This is a genomic window from Oscillibacter hominis, assembly GCF_014334055.1.
Taxonomy (GTDB): domain Bacteria; phylum Bacillota; class Clostridia; order Oscillospirales; family Oscillospiraceae; genus Oscillibacter; species Oscillibacter hominis.
This window is the reverse complement of sequence record NZ_CP060490.1, coordinates 1,634,883-1,656,338: the sequence shown is the minus strand read 5'-3', so window position 1 is coordinate 1,656,338 and position 21,456 is coordinate 1,634,883. Positions and strand designations below refer to the sequence as shown.

At 52.5% G+C, this 21,456-nt stretch carries 23 protein-coding genes; 9 read left to right on the top strand and 14 right to left on the bottom strand.

All coding sequences use genetic code 11. The annotated features are described in order from the left end of the window. The first annotated feature begins 223 nt into the window (after nucleotides 1-223). The 3 genes from H8790_RS08305 (at nucleotide 224) to H8790_RS08295 (ending at nucleotide 5,713) form a co-directional block, all read left to right on the top strand. On the top strand, nucleotides 224-1,084 hold the full coding sequence (locus tag H8790_RS08305) for a prephenate dehydrogenase (RefSeq protein WP_187332082.1): 861 nt from the start codon (nucleotides 224-226) through the stop codon (nucleotides 1,082-1,084). 185 nt (nucleotides 1,085-1,269) lie between these two features. Beyond that, nucleotides 1,270-2,703 (top strand): extracellular solute-binding protein, encoded by a 1,434-nt coding sequence (locus tag H8790_RS08300; protein ID WP_187332081.1) that lies wholly within the window; start codon nucleotides 1,270-1,272, stop codon nucleotides 2,701-2,703. 34 nt (nucleotides 2,704-2,737) lie between these two features. After that, complete coding sequence (locus H8790_RS08295) at nucleotides 2,738-5,713, top strand: EAL domain-containing protein (RefSeq protein ID WP_187332080.1); 2,976 nt, start codon at nucleotides 2,738-2,740, stop codon at nucleotides 5,711-5,713. Nucleotides 5,714-5,753: 40 nt separating this feature from the next. Here H8790_RS08295 and H8790_RS08290 read toward each other — a convergent pair whose 3' ends face one another. The 5 genes from H8790_RS08290 to H8790_RS08270 all read right to left on the bottom strand — a co-directional run bounded on the left by H8790_RS08290 (nucleotide 5,754) and on the right by H8790_RS08270 (nucleotide 9,490). Further along, nucleotides 5,754-6,197, bottom strand: coding sequence for a low molecular weight protein-tyrosine-phosphatase (locus tag H8790_RS08290; RefSeq protein ID WP_187332079.1), 444 nt, complete (start codon nucleotides 6,195-6,197; stop codon nucleotides 5,754-5,756). 169 nt (nucleotides 6,198-6,366) lie between these two features. Further along, nucleotides 6,367-7,524, bottom strand: a complete 1,158-nt coding sequence (locus H8790_RS08285; protein ID WP_187332078.1) for a site-specific integrase — start codon at nucleotides 7,522-7,524, stop codon at nucleotides 6,367-6,369. Nucleotides 7,525-7,606: 82 nt separating this feature from the next. Continuing rightward, complete coding sequence (locus H8790_RS08280) at nucleotides 7,607-7,804, bottom strand: excisionase (RefSeq protein WP_187332077.1); 198 nt, start codon at nucleotides 7,802-7,804, stop codon at nucleotides 7,607-7,609. 320 nt (nucleotides 7,805-8,124) lie between these two features. Then, nucleotides 8,125-8,763, bottom strand: coding sequence for a hypothetical protein (locus tag H8790_RS08275; protein ID WP_187332076.1), 639 nt, complete (start codon nucleotides 8,761-8,763; stop codon nucleotides 8,125-8,127). 490 nt (nucleotides 8,764-9,253) lie between these two features. Then, nucleotides 9,254-9,490, bottom strand: a complete 237-nt coding sequence (locus H8790_RS08270; protein ID WP_187332075.1) for a hypothetical protein — start codon at nucleotides 9,488-9,490, stop codon at nucleotides 9,254-9,256. A gap of 304 nt (nucleotides 9,491-9,794) precedes the next feature. Here H8790_RS08270 and H8790_RS08265 point away from each other — a divergent pair, with 304 nt between their 5' ends. The 3 genes from H8790_RS08265 (at nucleotide 9,795) to H8790_RS08255 (ending at nucleotide 11,894) form a co-directional block, all read left to right on the top strand. Further along, nucleotides 9,795-10,073 (top strand): hypothetical protein, encoded by a 279-nt coding sequence (locus H8790_RS08265; RefSeq protein ID WP_187332074.1) that lies wholly within the window; start codon nucleotides 9,795-9,797, stop codon nucleotides 10,071-10,073. Between the two features lie 129 nt (nucleotides 10,074-10,202). Further along, complete coding sequence (locus tag H8790_RS08260) at nucleotides 10,203-11,042, top strand: ArdC family protein (RefSeq protein WP_187332073.1); 840 nt, start codon at nucleotides 10,203-10,205, stop codon at nucleotides 11,040-11,042. A 285-nt stretch (nucleotides 11,043-11,327) separates the two neighbouring features. Next, complete coding sequence (locus H8790_RS08255) at nucleotides 11,328-11,894, top strand: tyrosine-type recombinase/integrase (RefSeq protein WP_187332072.1); 567 nt, start codon at nucleotides 11,328-11,330, stop codon at nucleotides 11,892-11,894. Nucleotides 11,895-12,007: 113 nt separating this feature from the next. Here H8790_RS08255 and H8790_RS08250 read toward each other — a convergent pair whose 3' ends face one another. From H8790_RS08250 to H8790_RS14080, 3 genes are read right to left on the bottom strand one after another with little or no spacing between them, the layout of a single operon-like run. Then, entirely contained in the window at nucleotides 12,008-12,595 is a 588-nt protein-coding gene (locus H8790_RS08250) for a hypothetical protein (protein ID WP_187332071.1), read from the bottom strand. A gap of 16 nt (nucleotides 12,596-12,611) precedes the next feature. Beyond that, complete coding sequence (locus H8790_RS08245) at nucleotides 12,612-12,971, bottom strand: hypothetical protein (RefSeq protein ID WP_187332070.1); 360 nt, start codon at nucleotides 12,969-12,971, stop codon at nucleotides 12,612-12,614. Between the two features lie 14 nt (nucleotides 12,972-12,985). After that, nucleotides 12,986-13,432 (bottom strand): SLOG family protein, encoded by a 447-nt coding sequence (locus tag H8790_RS14080; protein WP_404821679.1) that lies wholly within the window; start codon nucleotides 13,430-13,432, stop codon nucleotides 12,986-12,988. A gap of 141 nt (nucleotides 13,433-13,573) precedes the next feature. Between H8790_RS14080 and H8790_RS08235 the strand changes: the two genes are divergently transcribed. The 3 genes from H8790_RS08235 (at nucleotide 13,574) to H8790_RS08225 (ending at nucleotide 16,063) form a co-directional block, all read left to right on the top strand. Continuing rightward, nucleotides 13,574-13,873: a helix-turn-helix domain-containing protein gene (locus tag H8790_RS08235; protein WP_187332068.1), complete on the top strand. Its 300-nt coding sequence runs from the start codon at nucleotides 13,574-13,576 to the stop codon at nucleotides 13,871-13,873. A 186-nt stretch (nucleotides 13,874-14,059) separates the two neighbouring features. After that, nucleotides 14,060-14,347, top strand: a complete 288-nt coding sequence (locus H8790_RS08230; protein ID WP_187332067.1) for a helix-turn-helix domain-containing protein — start codon at nucleotides 14,060-14,062, stop codon at nucleotides 14,345-14,347. Nucleotides 14,348-14,365: 18 nt separating this feature from the next. Continuing rightward, on the top strand, nucleotides 14,366-16,063 hold the full coding sequence (locus tag H8790_RS08225; RefSeq protein WP_187332066.1) for an S-layer homology domain-containing protein: 1,698 nt from the start codon (nucleotides 14,366-14,368) through the stop codon (nucleotides 16,061-16,063). A gap of 239 nt (nucleotides 16,064-16,302) precedes the next feature. On the opposite strand, the gene H8790_RS08220 is transcribed toward H8790_RS08225, so the two are convergent. The 6 genes from H8790_RS08220 to fabF form a co-directional block, all read right to left on the bottom strand. After that, nucleotides 16,303-17,595, bottom strand: a complete 1,293-nt coding sequence (locus H8790_RS08220; RefSeq protein ID WP_187332065.1) for a cation:proton antiporter — start codon at nucleotides 17,593-17,595, stop codon at nucleotides 16,303-16,305. A 219-nt stretch (nucleotides 17,596-17,814) separates the two neighbouring features. Further along, nucleotides 17,815-18,168, bottom strand: coding sequence for a cyclic-di-AMP receptor (locus tag H8790_RS08215; protein ID WP_187332064.1), 354 nt, complete (start codon nucleotides 18,166-18,168; stop codon nucleotides 17,815-17,817). Nucleotides 18,169-18,300: 132 nt separating this feature from the next. Beyond that, nucleotides 18,301-19,119: a polysaccharide deacetylase family protein gene (locus H8790_RS08210; RefSeq protein WP_187332063.1), complete on the bottom strand. Its 819-nt coding sequence runs from the start codon at nucleotides 19,117-19,119 to the stop codon at nucleotides 18,301-18,303. A gap of 141 nt (nucleotides 19,120-19,260) precedes the next feature. Next, on the bottom strand, nucleotides 19,261-19,713 hold the full coding sequence (locus H8790_RS08205) for a MarR family winged helix-turn-helix transcriptional regulator (protein WP_187332062.1): 453 nt from the start codon (nucleotides 19,711-19,713) through the stop codon (nucleotides 19,261-19,263). A gap of 39 nt (nucleotides 19,714-19,752) precedes the next feature. Continuing rightward, a complete protein-coding gene (gene fabZ / locus H8790_RS08200; protein WP_187332061.1) occupies nucleotides 19,753-20,208 on the bottom strand; it encodes a 3-hydroxyacyl-ACP dehydratase FabZ in 456 nt (151 codons plus the stop codon). Between the two features lies 1 nt (nucleotide 20,209). After that, nucleotides 20,210-21,451 (bottom strand): beta-ketoacyl-ACP synthase II, encoded by a 1,242-nt coding sequence (gene fabF, locus H8790_RS08195; protein WP_187332060.1) that lies wholly within the window; start codon nucleotides 21,449-21,451, stop codon nucleotides 20,210-20,212. Between the last annotated feature and the right edge of the window lie 5 nt (nucleotides 21,452-21,456).

The window sequence follows — 21,456 nt, the reverse complement described above, 5'->3', positions numbered from 1 at the left end:
CATAACGGCAGAAACCGGGGCGAAACCGCCCCGGTTTCTGCCGTATCTGTGGGTCTAAGAGGAGAAAAGTACGCCTGTGCACGAAAAGTACTAAAATTACGTGCCTTGGCCGGTGGAATTTCATCCATCCTGATTGAGACTTCTGTTGAATTTTACACTTTGCTGTGCTAAAATATTTGCATTGGGAAACGGGAAAGGTTCCAAACTGGATGGGGGAATGGATATGAAAACAGTGGTCATTGCGGGGCTGGGCCTGATCGGAGGCTCTATGGCGAAGGCGTTTAAGGCCCACGCCAGCTGGCGGGTCCTGGGGTGGAACCGCACCCGGGCCGTGGCGGAGCAGGCGCTGGCCGAGGGGGCGATTGACGGCATTGCCGATGAGAGCGACATTGCAGCGTGCGATCTGCTGATCCCTGTGCTCTATCCACGGAGCACCATTGCGTTTTTGCGCAGCAGCATCCCCCTGATGAAACAGGACGCCGTGATCGTGGACCTGGTGGGTGTCAAGACGGCGGTGATCGACGCGGTGGAACCCCTGGCCCTGGAGTACGGCTTGCGTTACACAGGCGGCCACCCCATGGCCGGCCTGGCAAAGGGCGGGTTTCAGCGGTCATTTGCCGATTTGTACAAAGGCGCCAACATGATCCTGGTCCCCACGGCGGCCACGGCAGAGGGCGACTTGGAGGAGTTGGGCGCCCTGTTCCAAAGCCTTGGGTTTGGGCGGATCAAGGTCTGCGACAAAAAGACCCACGACCGGATGATTGCCCACACCTCTCAACTGGCCCACGTGGTGTCCAACGCCTATGTGAAAAGCCCGGTATCCGCCCATTACGTGGGATATACCGGCGGCAGCTATAAGGATATGACCCGGATCGCCTGCCTCAACGAGATGATTTGGAAGGAACTGTTCCTCTATAACCGTGAGGCGCTGCTTTTGGAGACCGACGCGCTCATCGCCAACATCACCGAGGTGCGGGATGCATTGCAGGACCGGGACGAACAGAGGCTGGAAGAACTGCTGCGGCAGGGCCGTCTCTGCAAGGAGGAGATCGACCGGCTGAACAGCGAGGAGCCGTCGGAGTAATTGAAAAAGCCATCCGTCTCCTGGAAACGGATGGTTTTTTTGTGCTGCACAAAAGGTCGATGACCATTGAAGACTGGAAAAAAGTGTGATATAATAAGTCAATTTAGATTCAGAAAAACCAGATGGCTGGTTACTATGCTTCAAGCCCCCTTAGAGGCAAAAGAGGCAAAAAGGAGAAGTTACTTATGAGACGGTACATGCGTATGGCTGCTGCTGCGCTGGCAGTATTGATGCTTGGAGGCTGCGGCAATGAGACACAGCAGCTGCTGGACCCGAAAAACCCTGTTACAATCAGTGTGTGGACTTACTACAACGGTGACCAGCTGGCCTCGTTCAACGCGCTGGTGGATGAATTCAACGAAACCGAAGGCAAAGAGCAGGGCATCTACGTGGAGGGCTTCAGCCAGGGCAGCGTCAACGACCTGGAGACGAACGTAATGGCTGCGGCCCAAGGCAAGGTGGGAGCCGGCGAGGTGCCCAACATTTTTGCCGCTTATGCCGATACAGCCTATGCGCTGGACCAGATGGGACAGGCGGCGGACCTGAGCACCTACCTCAGTGAGGAGGAGCAGGCGAAGTATGTGAACAGCTATCTGGAGGAAGGCCGTTTTTCCAAGGACGGGGGATTGAAAATTTTCCCCACCGCCAAGTCCACGGAAATCTTCATGCTCAATGAAACGGATTGGGCGGAGTTTGCAAATGCCACCGGCGCCAGCTACAGCGACCTGGCCACGGTGGAGGGGCTGGTTGCCACGGCCCAGGCGTATTATGAATGGACGGATGCCCAGACCCCGGAGAGCAACGATGGGAAGGCATTTTTCGGAAGGGACGCCATGGCAAACTACTTCCTCATCGGCGCCATGCAGTTGGGCTGTGAGCTCTTTTCGGTGGAGGACGGCAAGATGACGCTGCACTTTGACGAAGAGGTGCTGCATAAGCTTTGGGACAACTTCTATGTGCCCTATGTGAAGGGGTACTTTGCCTCCTCCGGACGGTTCCGCAGCGACGATATCAAGACCGGAAACATCGTATCCTTTGTGGGCTCCTGCTCTGGCGCCACCTTCTTCCCCAACCAGGTGATCATCAGCGACACCGAGAGCTACCCCATCGAAATGACGGTTTTGCCCTGCCCCTCTTTTACGGGCGGCGAATCTTACGCGGTCCAGCAGGGCGCCGGCATGGTGGTGACCACCGCTTCCGAGGCAGAGGTCTATGCTTCCGTACAGTTTCTCAAATGGTTTACCAGCGACGAGCGGAATATCCAGTTCTCCGTCAATTCCGGGTATCTGCCGGTGACGAAAAGTGCCAATGACATGGAGGCCATTATGGGCAGCGGCGTCCAGGTGGATGATGTGATGGAGCAGATCCTCACCGTGGCGGTGGATACGGTCAACAATAATACGCTCTATACACCCCGGGCGTTTTCCGACGGCACCACGGCCCGCAGTATCCTGGAGTACTCCATGAGCGACCTGGCCGCGGCCGACCGTCAGACGGTGGAGGAACGGCTGAAGGCTGGCCAGAGCCTGGAGGAAGCCTGCGCTGAATTCACCTCTGAGGAGTATTTTAAGACCTGGTATAAGGATACGTTGACTCAGCTCGAGGCCCTGGAAGGGTAATTCCCACAATCCATCAGGAAGGAGGCGGGGCCCGATGAAGAAAAGCCGGTCGGTCTTTCGCACCATTTTGATTCCACTCATCCTGATCCTTCTGTTGGAGACCTGCCTGCTGTTAGGCGGCATCCGGGCCAGCGGGATGGTGGAGAAGCTGGACCAGAACGCCAGGGATATTTTGAGTAAACAGGCGGAAAACAGGCGGGGATATCTGGAGGGGTCCATGGTGGGCACTTGGTCGGACCTTTCCATGCTTGCCGCCGACATCAATAAAACCACCCAGCAGATGCTGAGCAGGGGTGAGCTGTCACTGGATGAGATAGACAGCAAGTCAGATGAGTGTGCACAGTTGGTGCTGAACATCAGCGATGAGCTGATCTCCACGCTCTACAGCAAAAAGGTATCTGGCATCTTTGTGGTGTTCAACACCCAAGACCTGGATGCGGGGGAAAAATCCCCCCGGACCGGATTCTATATCCGGGATCTGGACCCGGCGTCCACGCCGTCCTACCGCAACGCCGACCTCCTGCTGGAACGGGCGCCCATTGACGTGGTGAAGGGGCTGAATATCTCCACGGACAACGCCTGGCAGCCCCTGTTCAATTTTGAAGACGAGTATCCCGGCTTTCTCTATGACCCATTTCAGGCGGCCTATCAAGCCCAGGAGCTCTCCGACGCGCGGGATTATGGGTATTGGAACCCGGAGCCCTACATCCTTCCCGGGGACGACCGCTGGGCGGTATCATATTCCGTTCCCCTGATATTGGAGGATGGAACGATATACGGCGTGTTGGGCGTGGAGCTGCTGACCGACTACCTCAAATCCCTGCTACCTTCCGCCGAGCTCTTTGACGACAAGCAGGGCTCCTATCTCTTGGCAGTGGAGCGGGAGGAGGGCAAGTACACCACAGTCCTGAGCACCGGCCCGATCCTTCCCCAAAATGGGACGGGAGAGGAGTTTGTTTTGGAACAGGATGGTGATGAGGGCCTCTATTTTAACATGGAGGGGGAACGCTACTTTGCGGCCATGCAGCCGCTGGGCCTCTATAACACCAACACGCCTTTTGCCGCTCAGCACTGGGTCCTGTTCGGCGCTGTCCGGGAGGGCCGCCTTTACAGCTTCTCCGGCCAGGTATTGGAAGTTCTGACGATGGTGGTGCTTTTGTGCCTGGCGGCCGGCCTTATCGGCAGCGTTTTGGTGAGCCGGAGGCTCTCCGCCCCCATCCGGAAGCTCTCTGAAGAAGTGGCCCTGGCCCAGCGGGACCGGGGCGGCCTTCCCCAGCTCTCCCATACCGGAATCACAGAGATCGACCGGTTTTCCGGCGCCATCACAGACCTGAGCCGGGAGGTGTTGGATGCCTCCACCAAATTCTTGCGGATTATGGAGATGGCCAGCGTGGAGATGGGCGGTTTTGAGCTGCGCCAAAATCAGGACCTGGTCTATGTAACGGACAATTTCTTCCCGCTGATGGGACTGGATGGGATACAGGTGCCGGAGTTGACCGCCCAGCGGTTTTTGGAGCTGATGAAGGAGCGGAATCAGACGCTGGAGCATCATACTTCGCCGGATGGGAGCGAACTCTACTGCATCCCCGTGCCCCGGGGCGGGGTGCGCTACCTGCGTTATGAGATGACCCAGGAGGGGGAACGGCACGTAGGGCTGGTGGAGGATGTCACGGCCAGCACCCTGGAGCGGCTGCGCATCGAGCACGAGCGGGATTACGACCTGCTGACCGGGCTTTATAACCGGCCGGCCTTCCTGCGCACGGCGACGGAGTTGTTTGCGCATCCGGAAACCCTGAAACACGCCGCCATGATCATGCTGGACCTGGATAATCTGAAGACCACCAACGACCGCTTCGGGCACGACTGGGGGGATCAGTATATCCGCAGGGCCGGCCAGTGCTTCGCCGCCAACGCCCCGGCCGGCACGCTCTGTGCCAGGGTGTCCGGGGACGAGTTCTTCCTTCTGTACCACGGATATGAGAGCCGTGAGGAGATCCGTGAGGCGATCCATCGCCTGCGTGAGGCGATCTGCAGCACCACTTTGACGCTTCCCAGCGGCGAGGTGCTCCACATCAGCGCGTCCGGCGGCGTGGCGTGGTATCCTGAAGACAGCACCAACATGAACGAGCTGACCAAATTTGCCGACTTTGCCATGTATCAGGTCAAGCAGTCCCGCAAGGGGGAACTGGCGGATTTCGACTTGGGTGTATACAGCAGGGAGGAGTTCCTGCTACAAAACAAGCGGGAGTTCCATCAGTTCCTGGAGCAGGAGCTGGTCGCCTATTTCTTCCAGCCCATTGTCAGTGCCAAGACGGGCAGGGCAGTGGCCTACGAGGCGCTGATGCGGGTGGATCTGCCCACGCTGCGCTCCCCTGAGGCGGTGCTCCGGATCGCCAGGGAGGAGGGGAAGCTCTCTGAGATTGAGCGTATGACCTGGTATAAGGCATCCGAAGCATTCAGTAAGCTGCAGGAGAACCGCCTGGTGACCAATGACTCGCTGCTGTTCCTAAACTCCATTGCCAACCAGTGCATGAGCCAGAAGGATTGGGAGGCGTACAAGAAGAAATTCATGCTGCTCCAGCCCAGGGTGGTGGTGGAGATCACCGAGTCGGAGCATCTGGATCAGGAGTCCACTCAGGAAAAGCGGAAGATGTTGGGGATTTCCGGCATGTTTGCCCTGGATGATTACGGAAGCGGCTACAACAGCGAAAAGAACCTGCTGGAGCTGACGCCCCAGTTCATCAAGGTCGACATCTCCATCATCCGGGACATTGACTCAGACCGGAACAAGCAGCAGATTGTGGCCAACATCGTGGCCTATGCCCATGAGCGGGAAATGTACATCATTGCGGAGGGGCTGGAGACTGCGGCGGAGGTGGAGAAGGTGCTGGACCTGGATGTGGACCTGCTCCAGGGCTATTACCTGGCCCGCCCGGCGGCAGTGCCGCCTCAGATTTCGCAGGCGGCGTTAGAGTTGCTGCGATCCCACAGCGGACAGGAGAGAAAATGACAAGAGGAGGCGCGATTTGCGCCTCCTCTTTGTTGCATGGCTACTGTAAGGCCCGCAGGAGGGCGATGCAGCCCTCCTCGATGTCTTCATAAGTGACGTCAAAATTTCCCGTGTACCAGGGGTCGGCAATGTCCCGTGGCCGCTGTGAAAAGTCCAGCAGCCTCCGGACCTTTCCCTTGGGGTCTCCGCCGGTGATGCGGAGGATATTGCGGATGTTGGCGGAGTCCATGCCTAAGATCCAGTCATAGAGCCGATAGTCTTGGACTGTGAGCTGTACGGCCCGGTGATCGCAGAGCGGCACGCCCATCTCTTTCAGCTTTTGACGGGTGCCGGGGTGGATGGGGTTGCCGATCTCCTCGGTGCTGGTGGCGGCGGAGGAGATGGCAAAGTCGCCGGAGCGGTCCCGGACCATATCCTTCAGCAGACATTCCGCCATAGGGGATCGGCAGATGTTGCCGTGGCAAACGAATAAGATTTTTGTCATTCTCCGTAACCCTCTGTAAGCCTTCAAACGCTTGTATTTTCAGGCGTTATTCTCATTCTTTTTTGCCCGCTTCTTTGTAAATCTTTAGAAGTCTCCGTACCTAAACGGGCAAAATGTGTAAATAGTGTGTAAATCAATGTGTATGGTCTATCCAGAAAACGTGTCAAGTTTAATGATTCACGGCGATTCTATCAAACGCCTGTTTTGCCGCTTCAAAACTCATGTGGGTGTAGGTGTTCATCGTCGTGTTTGCGTCGGCATGTCCCATCAGGTACTGCAACTCTTTGACCGGCATACCTGCCTGTGCCATTTCAGTACAAAAAGTATGTCGAAGCACATGAGGCGTTACAACAAGTTTATCCGTATGACTTTTGTTGTAATTGTCCACTATCCGCTTCATTGCGTGTTCCATATGTCCCGCCACTTTGGGCTTTCCGTCCTTGTCCAAAAAGAGAAAACCTGTGTGTCCGCCGACAATGACTTCCACTTTGGGTGACTTTCTGCTGCGGATTACATTATGAAACGCCCGCTGTACTTCTGCGCTCATAGGTATCTGCCTAAAACCGCTCTCCGTCTTTGGGTTTTCAATGTAATATTCGCAGTTCCGTGTACGTGTTAATTGTCGTTCAATACGGACAACGCCTTTTTGGAAATCAACATCGGACTTTGTCAATCCATATAGTTCACTGATACGCATACCCGTTCCAAGCAGGATTACAATTTCATCATAATAACGCCTGCGGCACTTATCGCTCTGCACATATTCAAGTAGTTTGCTCTGTTCGTCCTTTGTGAGTGCTTTTCTCGGAACGGTGTCATTTTGAATCACATCAACAACTCGGAACAAGAACGGATTGCGCCGCACAACATCATCCTCGACAGCCATTTCAAACGCCGGTTTCAATACACCTCTAACCGAAGTTAGCGTACTGTAGCTGTATCCATCATCGTGCAATTTAATGAACCACTGCTTTGCATCAGAGGGCTTGACGGTTTTTATCTTTCGATAGCCAAAGTCCTCTCGTTTGACAAGGTTGAAAACAAAATTATATCCAACCTTTGTATTATAACGTACGCCTTGCTTTTGACTGATGTATCGTTCTATCAGTTCAAGCACGGTAGTTTCCCCTGCACAGTAATCGATACCATCTGTTATGTCTTTCTGGATAGCTATTTCTTTTTCCCGTAGCTCCTCCAAGGTCGGAGCGTACACATAGTGCGTCTTTCCTCGGATGTCTTTATAACGGAATTGGTATGTAAGATTAGGGCGCTGGCTTTCGCCTGTTCTCAAAATGCGCCCCTTTTTATCTTTGCGCTTTTCGGACATTCGTTCCTCCTTTTCAACGAAAAGCACTTGATATGGTATAGCGATTATAGCACATATCAAATGCTCTTGCACAGTTCATTTTTCAAATGGAATAGGCTTTTTCCAAGTAGGCATCAAACATCTTCCGTTTGATTAGCCGCTTATTCCCAACCCAGAGGACGAATGTGCAATTATCATCATTGCTGATTTCCCGTATTTTGTTTACTCCTATGTTGAAATATGCCGCTGCTTCTTCAAGCGTCAAATTTGCTTTTTCCCAAATGGGAACAGTGCTGTTCATTAAAACCTCCTGTTATGCACTGTTGCCCTCCTGCCTTTGGCGAGGATATGACCACACAAGGTGGTTGATAATTCAAGGTAACTTTTATTTATTGCGCTGACCTTTGGCGCAGCGTCTATGCACCGATAATCGGTGGTATTTTCACATTTGATTTCAAAATTGCCAAAAACGCCTTAACTATCAGGTCTTTTCTGGATAAAATCTTGTTTTTTTACGCCTGCAATCCCTTGTGCCACAATGAGCAGAGCATCCAAAAAGAAAATGTTGACACGCTCTGTGCATATATTTTTGTTGGCATCCAAAACACATAAACGCCATTTTCAAAATGGTAATTCGTCATCTCTTATTCTATGCTCATTTGGATGCTCTTCTTGCCATTCTCGCATATCTGCTTCATCCTCGTCAAAGATTAGTTCCTCCGCTGTGTCTCGCTGTCTCGTCTCGGTAATACTATTACCATGAGAACAATCAATAGCACCATCTTGACTATTAAAAGAAACACATTCACTATCACCAGCAGCAATAGCAGTCCGCCGCAATTCTTCTAATTGTCTCCAGTATTTTCGCTTGATTCGCTCAACACTGCTCCTATGAATGCCAGTTGTCATTGATACTTCACGCACAGAAGCATGGGGAGATACTTTCCAAGCGTCAATAACCGCTTGTTCCCGCTCGGTTACTTCTTCTTTGCCAAAGCGACATTTGCGGCGGCTTACGCTATTGTCAATCTCTCTGGAAAGAATTTTCCACATCGCATCTAAGCCCGAATTTTCAAATTCTGGTTCTACTCCATACATCGAGTAGTATGCAATCGCCTTAAACAACTTATAGGCATTGCTGCTTGTATCTGCTTCCGTTTCGTATGCTTCGATTGCTTCCAGCCATGTTCCAAAGAACGAGAAACACACAGTCGCATCAAAAGCTTTTTTCCGTTCTACATCATTTCTTGTATTTTCCAATGAATTGTTCACTTCCTTATTTTGTTTCTAATTTTTCAAACAGTCGGTCTATGCACTCTCCGCATATTCTGACCTTTGCCCTTTCGCCATCATGGACGCTGCCATAGCCAGCTTGCAGCGTCACGAAAGACGCATAACAAGGCGATTCCTGTTTGCAGACAGGGCATATAAAATCCGCATTTGGACGGGTGTATTCTGCGATATGCCGCTGTCCGGTCTGAAGCCGCTTCAAGAGTTCTGACATTTCCTCACCCCCAATCTTTTTTTGCTCTTGCAGAGAACCATATTCTGTTGTCAAGGTGCATCCAAAAAGAAAAAGCCGTGCTTGCCCGTGTGGGAGTTTCCCCACTTGGCAAGTCACGGCTTACTTTTGTCTTACTGACGTTGGCGTGATTTTTAATTCTGGATATATCGTACCATACGGAATTGTGTGAATCAAGGTGAGTATATAGACAGAATGAAAAATTTTTCTCTCAGTTACACTGACCGACTACATATGTTTTTCTTCTGGACAGGCGGCAGAAATACCAAAACCGCCCCCCGCCTGTGCCTGTTCCCGCTCCATGCGTTCTCTGATTGCTTGCAGGATATACGCCTGCACAGACTGTCCGACACTTGCAGCGGCGGCGCGTATTGCCGCACCTTCTTCTTTCGTCGGGCGCACCATTATATTATCCTGCTTACGATTATAATTCGTGCTTGCCCGCTTCTGCGCTTCTGTTGACATAGTATCACCCCCGTTTCATTATACCTATTATAGAAATATCAGTAAACTGATATATTGCACAAGAATGTCAGTTAACTTTTATGCACTCTGCCATCTTTACAAATTATCAGTTAACTGATATATTGTAATCACACAAGGGAACACCGGGCAGGTCAAGGCGGACGAAAGTAAGCGCAAGCCGAAACCAAGAACGCAAGACAAAAGCAGAAATGGATAAGAGAGATTGAGATTGCCAACGGGCATAGATGTTTAATGCCACCTGCTGCCTGTCCAAAGCCCTAAAAGAATGAAAGGAAGATACAAAATGTCAGTAACAGAATTGGAAACCCGTATTGTCAAAATGCAGGAGTGGGAGCAGCTTGCACAGGACGCAGCCGCAGAAGCCGAAGCTATCCGCGACACCATCAAAGCGGAAATGCTGGCGCGTGATACCGAGGAATTGACCGCAGGACGTTTTATCGTCCGTTGGCGCTCTGTATTGACTTCACGCTTCAATAGCAGCGAGTTCAAAAAGGCTATGCCCGATGTTTACGCTGCATTTACGCGACAGAGCCAAAGCCGCCGCTTTTCCGTCAGCGCATAAAGAAAGACCACTTGTCCGAACGCCGACCAAAGCAAGCGGACAAGCAGCCTAACACCAACCCTTGCGGGGTGGTAGTGTGATTATAACACGCCGCCCCGCTCCAAATCAAGAAGAACAGGAGCGTTTATAATGGCAAAGTTTGATATTTACGAAGCCGTAACCGAAAGAATCATCCAACAGCTACAGCAAGGCGTTATTCCTTGGCAAAAGCCTTGGACAGGTACACAGCACGGCGCTATCAGCGGAACAACCGGAAAACCGTACAGTCTGTTGAATCAAATGCTGTTAGGCAAACCCGGCGAATACTACACCTACAGTCAAGTATTGTCACGCGGCGGCGCTGTCCGCAAGGGCGAGAAATCACAAATCGTTGTGTTTTGGAAACAGGTCAAAGTGTCCGATATGCAGGACGATGAAACGCAATCGCCCGTTGACCGTCTGATTCCTATGCTGCGTTACTATAACGTGTTCCATATCGACCAATGCGACGGTCTAACCCCGCGATTCAATCAGCCCGCAGAACCGACGCCAATACCCGCCGCCGATGAAATCATCGACCACTACAGCCAACGGGAGCATATCATAATCCACCATCAGTTGGGCGATGAAGCCTATTACAGCCCATCAAGAGACTGTATCGTTCTGCCGCTCGTTGAGCAGTTTCGGAGTATGGGCGAGTTCTATTCTACCGCTTTTCACGAAATCACACACAGCACCGGACACCGCACACGTCTAAACCGCCTAAAAGCAACCGCACACTTTGGAAACGCAGAGTACAGCAAGGAAGAATTGACCGCTGAAATCGGCGCTGCCGCGCTTCTCAACTATGCGGGAATTGAAACCAAAGGAACATTCCGCAATAATGCCGCTTATATTCAAAGCTGGCTAACTGTCTTGAAAAATGATAAACGGATGGTCGTTGCCGCCAGCGGTGCAGCCGCAAAAGCTGTTGATTATATTTTGGGCTAAATATCGTACATAGAAAGGAAACCATATCATGGGAAAAGCTATCGCCTGTATTCTTATCGCCGTTCTTGCCTGTGCCTGTCCGCTGCTTGCACTGCTGCTTCTGCTTGCGTTTGGGCTGTTCAATCTCTGAGTTTGGGAGCGGGGAGAAATCCCCGCTTTTCCCACACTGTTCCTATAACATCAGAAAAACGAACCGCAAAGTCAAGCATTTTCAAGCGTTTTCTGTTGGTAAGCGAAAAAGTTCGTTTTTTCTTCTTCAAGACTTCGTTTTAGGGGGGTACTTACATGAACAAAAGAACAATCGCACTGAGCGCAGAACAATACAAAGAAATCATTCAAACCATGAAGCAAGGCTTTTCCGGTTGCCGACCAAATGAGCGCATCGCTGCGGCGCTCATGCTTGAAGCAAACTTAGGCTTGCGTATTTCTGATATCGTCCGACTGCGGCTCTCTGATATCGTAAAAGATGGTGAACGCTATCGGCTCTCTATCATTGAACAGAAAACAGGTAAAGCCCGCGTATTTACCGTTCCGCTTGCCTTGTACCAGTTTATACGGCTTTACTGCATGGACAACAACATTTCCGCAGACGCACAGATATTCCCGCTCACTACACGGCAAATCCAAAAGCATCTGCAAATCGTCTGTGACTACCTCGGCTATACCGGAATCAGCACACATTCATTCCGAAAGTTCTACGCAACAGAAATCTACACAAAGAACGGCTACAATATCGTTCTTGTTCAAAAGCTGCTACAACATAGCAGCGCCGCAGTCACACAAGCATATATCGGAATCCAGCAAAGGGAATTAGAGCAAGCCATAGAAAATCACTTGTGTCTGGACGTATGAAAAACGGGCAGGAAAAATCCTGCCCGTTTTCTCTGCCAGATAGCAGAAAGGAATTGTGGGGGGCGAACACCAATGCCCCCGTATATAAACAAGGACACCACTCCTTGCCTATATCATAGTTCCCAATGCAAGCCTCCCGCACCATATTTTCCGATTGACGGAACAACAAACCGATTGCCTATGCCTTGCTTTTCCAACTCTTTTGCGCACCAAATAAGGACATACGCCGTTAGTGGGGAATCCGCAGAAATGCCGCTCGCCATTACATTCTGGCTATATGATGAACTTCTATCTGCGTCGTAATCCAAAATCTTACCGCGCTTTGCCATCATAATCCTGAGTGCATTTTCTGTATTCATTTTGCATAATTCACGCTGAACCTGTTCGTGATACTCCAATGTCCAATCATCTTTGCGCCTGCACCAACGGTCTTTAGGAAACAAATCAGAAAAATCCTTATCTCGCCAAATGCTGTCATACACAGGCGAAACCGTCATAGAAACAGTCTCTTTATTTTCTGGATTCTGAATAAAGGCTTTAAGCTGCCGTTCAAGATTCCTGTCTGTTACTCTTGCTTTCCATTCAGATATTTTCCGCTGTTTTTCATCGAATCTTTCGCAAGCGCTCCTTTTTGCTTCTTTATCTGAGTTAATTTTAACAAATAGGATAATTACAAGTATTACAGCAATTACAAGTTCCATAATCTCACTCCAAAGCCTATGATTCTATCGGCTTCGCATATTCATGGAAAGTAAATGTGATACGGATATTTTCATTCTCTAAGGTGTAAATCTCTACGTTACTTGCCATTTCTGCTGCTCTTGCAAACCACTTTGGACTGTTCAAGATAAAATCCTCGCCCTCAATCGTAACGCTACCCATACTTGTAAACGGTTCATTCAGCTTGTACGTCACTATCGCATCGTTGGCAAGCGCGTATTTTTTCAATACTGCATACACAAATTGCATCTGCGTTAGTCTTGCGGGGTTAAGTAGCATCGGTTTATTTTCTTCGTCCAATATCTCCTGTCCGACATCTTCAATCCAAGCGTCAAAGGATTCAAACAGCTCGTCCATAAAACCTACCCTTTCTATTTTATCCGTATAATCCGTTTCTTCTTCCGCTCCGCATAGGCGAGCGTCTTTGCTGCCCCGCCTGTGGACGTATTTACATATGCGATGATAGTATCAGCGCGGTCTACCATATACTCATTTGCACGGACAATACGGTACTGATAGGGCGTACTTTCCAAAGCTGGGACAATAACATCATCGAACCGTGCGCGGTATTCTTTTTCGTAGCTGTCCAGTTGCGGCTGATAGTAAGGCACAACGAGGTTGACCCCGATAGACGGATATCCCCGCTTTAGTGTCAAGCACACTGACGCTGCTAACCTGTCAAACTGTCCGTAGTTTCCAACAAGAAAATAATCGTAGCCATCTTGAATCAAGCCCGACACAATTTGCCGCGTTGCTACCTTTATATCCTCATACGGGGAATATATTTTACTGTGACCGCAAAAGGTACAAACTCGCACAACGCAGCACCCCTAACGTTCAAAAGTCTCATGCTTACCGCCATTTTACTACACTTCTTTTCTTAAATCAATATATCGTTGATTGTAGTCTATGATTTATATACCGTTTTTGCGGTAAACTATCCGCAAGGCGGTGATGCTATGTATTACTCTGAATTTGGAGAAAATCTTAAAAAGCTCCGAACTGCCCGTGACCTCACGCAACAGGAACTTGGCGCAAAGGTCGGTCTTTCCAAAGCGGTTGTCAGCAAATACGAAAATGGTCTTGGCTATCCAACATTCGACGTTCTGATTCGGATTGCCGCATACTTCGGTGTTACAACGGACTATCTGCTCGGCGTGACCGGAGGAAAGACGATTGATGTTTCCGAACTGTCCGACAGTCAGATTGATACGCTGCATCGCATCATAACGGAGTTTAAGAAAGTCGGAAAAGAATAACCACCGTAGGCTGGGCGATTCACCCGCTGCGGTGGTTTCATTTTTGTATTCATTTTCCGTAATCGGATAGAGTACCAAGCGGCGCTGGACGGGTTTCTGCCCGTCCTTTTTTGTTGCAATTTGCAGCATAACGCGACACCAAGAGTAACGCCGTTTGCGGTAGAATTTAGGAGGATTGTACTTGTTATGACCTGTTTTGCCGCTCGGCTGAAACAATTACGGAATCAACGGGGATTGACCCAAACGGAGGTTGCTGCCGCTATCGGCGTGACCCGCTCGGTTGTCTCGCTCTATGAGAATGAAATGCGTCAGCCAAGTCCGGAAATCATTATTGCACTGGCTCGGCTCTACGGCGTTACAACGGACTACCTGTTATGCGGAAATCGCCGCTCCTTTGTGGACGTTTCGGGGTTAAATGAACAGGAAATTGCGGCGATTGTAAACATGGTCGGCTTGCTGCGCTCCAAAAAATAAAGAAAGGTCGCTGCACCCATGAAAAGAAGAAACCGCTTGCTCTCCGCGCTGCTTTCCTGTTTACTGCTCTTTTCCCTGTTCTCAACAACTGCGCTTGCAACAGAAGATGAAGAATCTCCCGATGATTCTCAATCTGAAACGCCCGTAGTCGTTTCATCTTTGGAGGAATTGCAAGCCGCGATTGCTGCCGCCAAGGATGGAGATACCATCGCTCTCAGTAGCGGAATAAACATCATCGAAAACTGCATAGTTGGCGATACCGAAAAGCAAATCACAGTCGTACCGTTGGACGAAACTATAAATACATATTTCAGCATTTATGGAGATAACGTCAACAGCATTGTATTTCAAAACATCATTCTGGACGGCATGAATTATCCGTGTAGTGCCGCCATTGATGTAAATAAGTATAATACAGGTGAAATAAAAACGAACCTCTCGCTGCTGAATGTCACCGTTAAAAACGTTTCGTCAAACTGGGTTCCCATATCACTATTTGCAACTGCCGCCCAAATTGAAAATTGTCATTTTGAAAATAACCAAGGAAATCGTGCGGGCGCAATATGGATAAGTAGAGCATCGTCTATCAATATGTGCAAATCAGCATTTTGTAATAACAAATCAACTGGTTGCGGCGGCGCAATCACCTGTCAAGGCACACTTAAAATTACAGATTGCACTATCAGCAAAAACCAAGCAGCATATGAAACAACAGACGCATATGTTGGTGGTGGGCTTCAGGTAACGGGGACTGCCAATATAACCTCCTGCACCATTACAGAGAATGTTGCAACTTTAGGCGGTGGTGTTGCCATTGATGGAGACACCAATATTATTGATACCGCCATCTATGGGAACATTGGCAAAAACGGCGCTGATGATGTGCGCGTTGCAACAAGAATACCATTCAGCATGAGTTACACCGAAAGTATGGATAGCATCTATACCGAAAATCAGCCCATCGGATTCTATAAAGACTATATGGGAAATCGCTTTGACGCAAGCACAAACGCCGTTTTCATCGGTGAAGTCATTGACTGTGAAATCGACAGCCCTGATTTTGGCGCAAAGTTTGTCTTTGCATCTGACCTCCCCAAAGAACCCGAACAACCGGAACTTCCCGAAGAAACAGCGCCAGCGCCTACGCGCCCCTCTCATTCTGGGCACCATCATTCCACGCCAAGCATGACCCCGCAAAAGGATGAAACGGTAAAACTATGCGCTGGTAACGCAGAACTTGACTCTGACAAACCTTTTGTGCTTGCAGGCTATGGCGATGGACAGTTACATGAAAATGACCCTATCACAAGAGCGCAGTTTGCCGTGCTGCTCTATCGTTCTCTGACTGATGACAGCAAGGCTGCTTTGGCGGGCAGTACAAGCGTTTTTACGGACGTTCCCAACGATTCATGGTATCGCGATGCTGTTTCTGTATTCGCGTCTGTAGGCGTTCTGAATGGCTGTAACGGCTTCTTCCGTCCAAATGATAACTTAACCTACGGACAGCTTATCGCCATCCTGACACGCTTTGTGGACGCTAAAACTGCACCCATGCCTGACGTTCCCTATGCCGCACATTGGGCTTACAAGAACATTGTAACCGCTGCTGCCTATGGCTGGATTCAAGACGCTGCATCCGTCCAGCCTGACCGCATCGTAACGCGCGGTGAAGTTGTTGAACTGGTTAATTCAATCTTTGAACGCTGCAAACAGTAACATATGAAAAAGAACCGCCGTGCTTTCCAAGCAAGGCGGTCTTTTCTGAATATATACCCATATCAAGCGCAAAGTGTGTAAATCATGTGTAAATCCGTATGTATCAAGGGATTTTTTCAAGTAATACCAAGGCTTTGAGGGATTATGTTCATATTCTGCCGTGGCAGACAAATAAAATGCGGTGCAATTGCAGCACTCCCTTCTGATGGATACTCTATGATGCCACAAAGTGAGCCTGATCAATCGGGCTGCTTACGGCCGCTCTCCAGTCCCTTCCGGTTTTCCTCCAACAGCTGTTCAGACACATAGTCCAACTGCTCCGTCTCCTGGTAGTGATCCAGCAGGGAGCTGGCCTCCGGCTTGGAGGGAGACTGGAAGGCCAGTTTCAGCAGCACCGGCGTCAAAATGGTGCCGCCGATCACCGTGATGATCACAGGCGTCATCATGGCGGAGCTGAGCACGCCCAAGGCAAGGCCCCGGTTTGCCACAATCAGGGCCACCTCGCCGCGGCATACCATGCCCACGCCCACCTGCATGCTCTCCCGCTTGTCAAACCGGCAAAAACGGGCGCCCAGCCCGCAGCCCGCCAACTTGGAGAGGACCGAGACAACCAACAGCAGCAGCGAGAACAGGATCAGCGAACCATCCATCCGCGGCAGCTCCACGTTGATGCCGATGCTGGCGAAAAAGACCGGGGTGAGCAGCAGGTAGGACAGCGGCTCAAATTTGGACTCAATGTATTTGGCCTTTGGCGTGCAGGAGATCATCAATCCCGCTGCGTAGGCGCCGGTGATATCCGCCACGCCAAAAAACTCCTCAGAGCAATAGGCCATCAGAAGGCACAGGACAAAGGCCAAAACCGGATAGCGGCGGAGGTTCTGACCCTTTCCGCAGAATACCAGCCAGCGGAAAAACCACAGCACCACCAGGCTGGCCACCGCCACGAACACAAAAAACAGCAGGATTTTCAAAAGGACCAGGGAAATGCGCTCCCCGCTGCCAGCCAGGGAGCTGACCAGAGTCAGGGCGATCAAGCCCAGGACATCGTCGATCAGCGCGGCTGCAAGAATGGTGTTGCCCACCGTGGTCTCCAGCTTTCCCAGCTCACGGAGGGTCTCCACCGTAATGCTCACCGAGGTGGCGGTAAGGATGGTGCCCACAAACACAGCCTCCAAGAAGCCGCCATAATCGATCATTCCGGTCCGCCCGGCCAGCCAGGCAAGGCAGGTGCCCATCACCAGCGGCACCAGAACGCCAAGCAGGGCCACTAAGAAGCCCGCCTTGCCGCTGCGCTTGAGCTCCTGGACGTCTGTCCCCAGGCCGGCGGTGAACATCAGGACGATGACGCCCATTTCTGAGAGCTGCGTGAGAAACGCCGTCTCTCCCAGTATGTTCAGGCAGGCAGGGCCTAAAATCAGGCCCGCCAGCAGCGCGCCCACCACCTGGGGCATCTGTATCCGCTGGGTCACCAACCCCAAAAGCTTTGTGCTGAGAATAATGAGAGCCAGGTCCAACAAATAGTGATACGACATATCAAAACCCCTTTCCGTAGGGAGACGTGAAGCGCCTTCCAATCTACAAACCTCTCCTATCATAGTCATTTGACCATGGTTTGCAATGGTTAAATTGCATAAAAATAGTCAGATAAATTGGACAGTATTGCTAACAAATGATAGAGGCATTGGGGCGTATGGGATGCCGGTTCTATCTAAGAAAAAAAGCCTGCGGGATTTTCCCGCAGGCTTTTTCCATCAATATTTTTCCATCTGCTGAATGTCCAGTACAAACACGGCGGCCCCTCCGACCTCCACATCCACCGGGATCAGCGGCATGGCGCTCAGCTCTCCGGTGTGGGGCACCGTGACCTCGCGGTAGATGGTCCGCTTCCGCCGGCCAGCGCATCGTTTGAGGATTGCCAGTGCATCTTCCAGCTTCTCCCTGGGGACGCCGATCATCACAGTGGTGCTCTTTTTCTTTAGAAATCCGCCGGTGGAACTGAGCAGCGTCGCGGAAAACCCGTTCCGGTTCAGCTCCGCCACGGTCTCGGCGTAGTCGTCCCCCTGCAGCACAGCCAGGATCAGCTTGTCATTTCCGTTTTCATTCATCGCATGTCACCTCGCAAATAAGATGGGCCGTTGGAAGTAGTTCGCAGTGCTTAATAGTTTTATTTTAGAGGAAAGCGATAGAATGTCAAGAAAATTTCCGGATATTTAACAAAAATTGGCGCGCTGTGCTTCCTACTGCTTTGCGGAGGAGCCTGCGGAAGAGGCGGAGCCTTCCGGGGCGGCCTGGATGGCCAGCTGCTTGCCGGTGTGGTCGATGGTATAGTCCGTGCCGCACTGTCCCTTGATGATGAGCTGAGAGATGGGGACGATGGTATAGCCCTGGGAGATCAGGTTTTCCAGGATGGAGGGCAGCGCCTCCGGAGTGTGCTTGGCGGCGTTGTGGAACAGCACGATGCTGCCGGGCTGGACCTTTGAGGTGACCCGCTGGGTGATCTCGGAGGCGGGGATTTCTTTCCAGTCCAGACTGTCCACATCCCACTGGATGGGCTCCATGCCGATGGAGCGGATGGCGGAGACCACGTGGTCGTCGTATTCCCCGTAGGGGCAGCGGATCAAAGTGGGGCGCACGCCGGTGACTGCTTCCACTTTGTCGTTGCAGGTGTTGACGTCGGCTGTGATCTCATCGGCGGAGAGCTGGTTGTAGTGGGCGTGGGTGGCTGAGTGGTTCATCACCTCGTGCCCGGCGTCGGACAGGGCCTTCACGGATTCGGGGTACTTATCCACCCACTGGCCCACCACGAAAAAGGTGGCCTTCACCTTGTACTGTTCCAGGATGTCGATGAGTGTCTGGGTGTCCTCGTTGCCCCAGGCGGCGTCAAAGCTGATGGAGCAGACCTTCTGATCCTTTTCCACACAGTAGATGGGCAGCTGACGGTCAGTGGCGTAGGCCCCGACCGCCGACGGGTAGGAGACGGCATAGAAGATTGCGCAGGCGGCCAGCAGCCCGGCCAACAGTGTGATGTTTTTGTGTTTGACGACAAATATTTTCAAGTGAGATCCCTCCTCGTAGGAGAATTATGCGCTTCATGCCTCGATTATGAATTGGGAAGGGAAACGCTGTCCGCCGCGGATGAAAAAAATTCTCTCCCGGTGGTTCCGGGAGAGAATCCAGCGCTGTTTTGCTCCTGCCAATCAACTGCCCTTTTGGGGGAGTTCCACCTCCGGCATCAGTTCGCGGCTGATGATCTGAAGGATCCTGTCCAGCTGCGCGCACTCCTCCTGGGAAAAGCGGCTGGTGATGCGGTCCATGACCAAAGTCAGATAGGAGGTGCTGATGTTGTAGTAGTCCGTATATTTCTGCGTGACCTCCAGGTGATATTCCCGGCGGTCCTCCGGGGACTGGCGCTTGCGGAGATAGCCCTTGCGGATCAGGCTGTTCACCTTATAGGCCGCGTTGGGTGAGGAGATGCGCATAAAGGCGGCGAACTCGTTGACAGTGGGCGCACCCAACGCCTGGATGGTCTCCATGCAGAAGGTCTCCACCGTAGTGAGGCTGGCTTCCCGGTCCTGGAAGCGCTGAAAAATCTCCTGATAAAAATGCAGCTTAAATTTCGTGAACACTTCAAAAAACGACTGTTTTAACAAAGAGACCGTCCCCTTTTGTGAATGATACATCTCAGTATATCAAGTCTCAGGCGAAACGGCAAGCCCATTTGGGCCTATGGCAAAGGTCATCTCCGCCGTGGCCACCACGGTCCCGTTTACGCTGGCTTTGGCGGAGCCGATGCCCACCGGGCCGCGCTGCGCTGTGAGAACGCACTCCAGCTCCAGCACGTCCCCGGGCGTTACCTTGGCCTTGAACCGGGCGTTTTTGATGCCGCCGAAATAGGCGGTCCTGCCCCGGTTTTCCGGCGCGGACAAAATGGCCACCGCCCCCACCTGGGCCATGGCCTCCACGATCAGCACGCCGGGCATCACGTGCTCCTGGGGAAAGTGGCCGCAGAATACCGGCTCTCCCGCGCTGACGCACTTGATGCCCTTTGCCCACCGGCCGGGCTCACCGTCGGTGATGCGGTCCACCAGGGCGAAGGGGTAGCGGTGGGGCAGGATCTCCGCGATCTCATTGGAATTGAGCTGCATGTCATCCCTCCCAGTTCCGCAGCAAAATGCTGCCGTTGTGTCCGCCGAACCCAAGGGAGTTGGACAGGGCGCAGCGCAGCGCAGCCCGTCTGCCCTCGTTGGGCACCACGTCCAGATCGCAATCCGGGTCGGGCACGGCGTAGTGAATGGTGGCGGGCAAAAAGCCGTCGCGCAGCGCCAGGGCGGAGAAGATGGCCTCCACCGCGCCGGCGGCGCCCAACATGTGGCCGGTCATGGACTTGGTGGAGCTGACGGCAAGGCGCCGGGCCCAGGCGCCGAAGACGGAGCGGATGGCCGCGGTTTCGCAGGCGTCGTTTAAGGGCGTGGAGGTGCCGTGGGCATTGATGTAGTCCACGTCCTCCGGCGCGGCGCCGCCGTCCGCAAGGGCCATGGCCATGGCTTTTGCGCCGCCGCTGCCGTCGGGCCGGGGCGCCGTGATGTGGTAGGCGTCGCAGGTGGCGCCGTAGCCCACCACCTCCGCGTAGGGCCTGGCGTTTCGCGCCAGGGCGTGGTCCAGCTCTTCCAGCACCAGCACGCCCGCGCCCTCGCCCAACACGAAGCCGCTGCGCTGGGCGTCAAAGGGGATGGAGGCCCGGGCGGGGTCTTCGCTGGTGCAGAGGGCCTTCATGGAGGTAAAGCCGCCCACCGCCAAGGGCGTGATGGAGGCCTCCGTACCGCCGCAGAGCATGACTTCCGCATAGCCGTTCCGGATGTAGTGGAAGGCGTCGCCCACGGCATAGGTGCCGCCGGCACAAGCCGTCACCGGGCAGGAGCACATGCCCCGGAACCCGGCGTCAATGGCCACCTGCCCGGCGGCCATGTTGCAGATGGTGGAGGGGATGTAGAAGGGGGAGACCTTGTCAAAGCCCCGCTCTGTGCCCCGGTCGTGCTCCCGCTCCGTGTTGGAGAGGGAACCGATGCCGCTGGAGAGGATGACTCCGCAGCGCTCCGCGTCTTCCCGCTCAATGGCCAGGCCGCTGTCGGAGAGGGCCTCCCGGGCGGCGATCAGCGCAAACTGGGTGAAGCGCTCCATATGCTTTGCTTCCTTCTTGTCCAAAAAGTCCTCCGCCCGGTAGTCCTTCACCTCCGCCGCCAGCTTGACCTTCTGGCCGGAGGGGTCGTAGGCCGTGATCGGGCCGATCCCGCAGATCCCGCGGCAGACCGCGCTCCAGCTCTCCGGCGCGCTGTGGCCGATGGGGGTGATGGCGCCGATTCCGGTGATGACAACTCGTCGTTTCTCCATTCGTA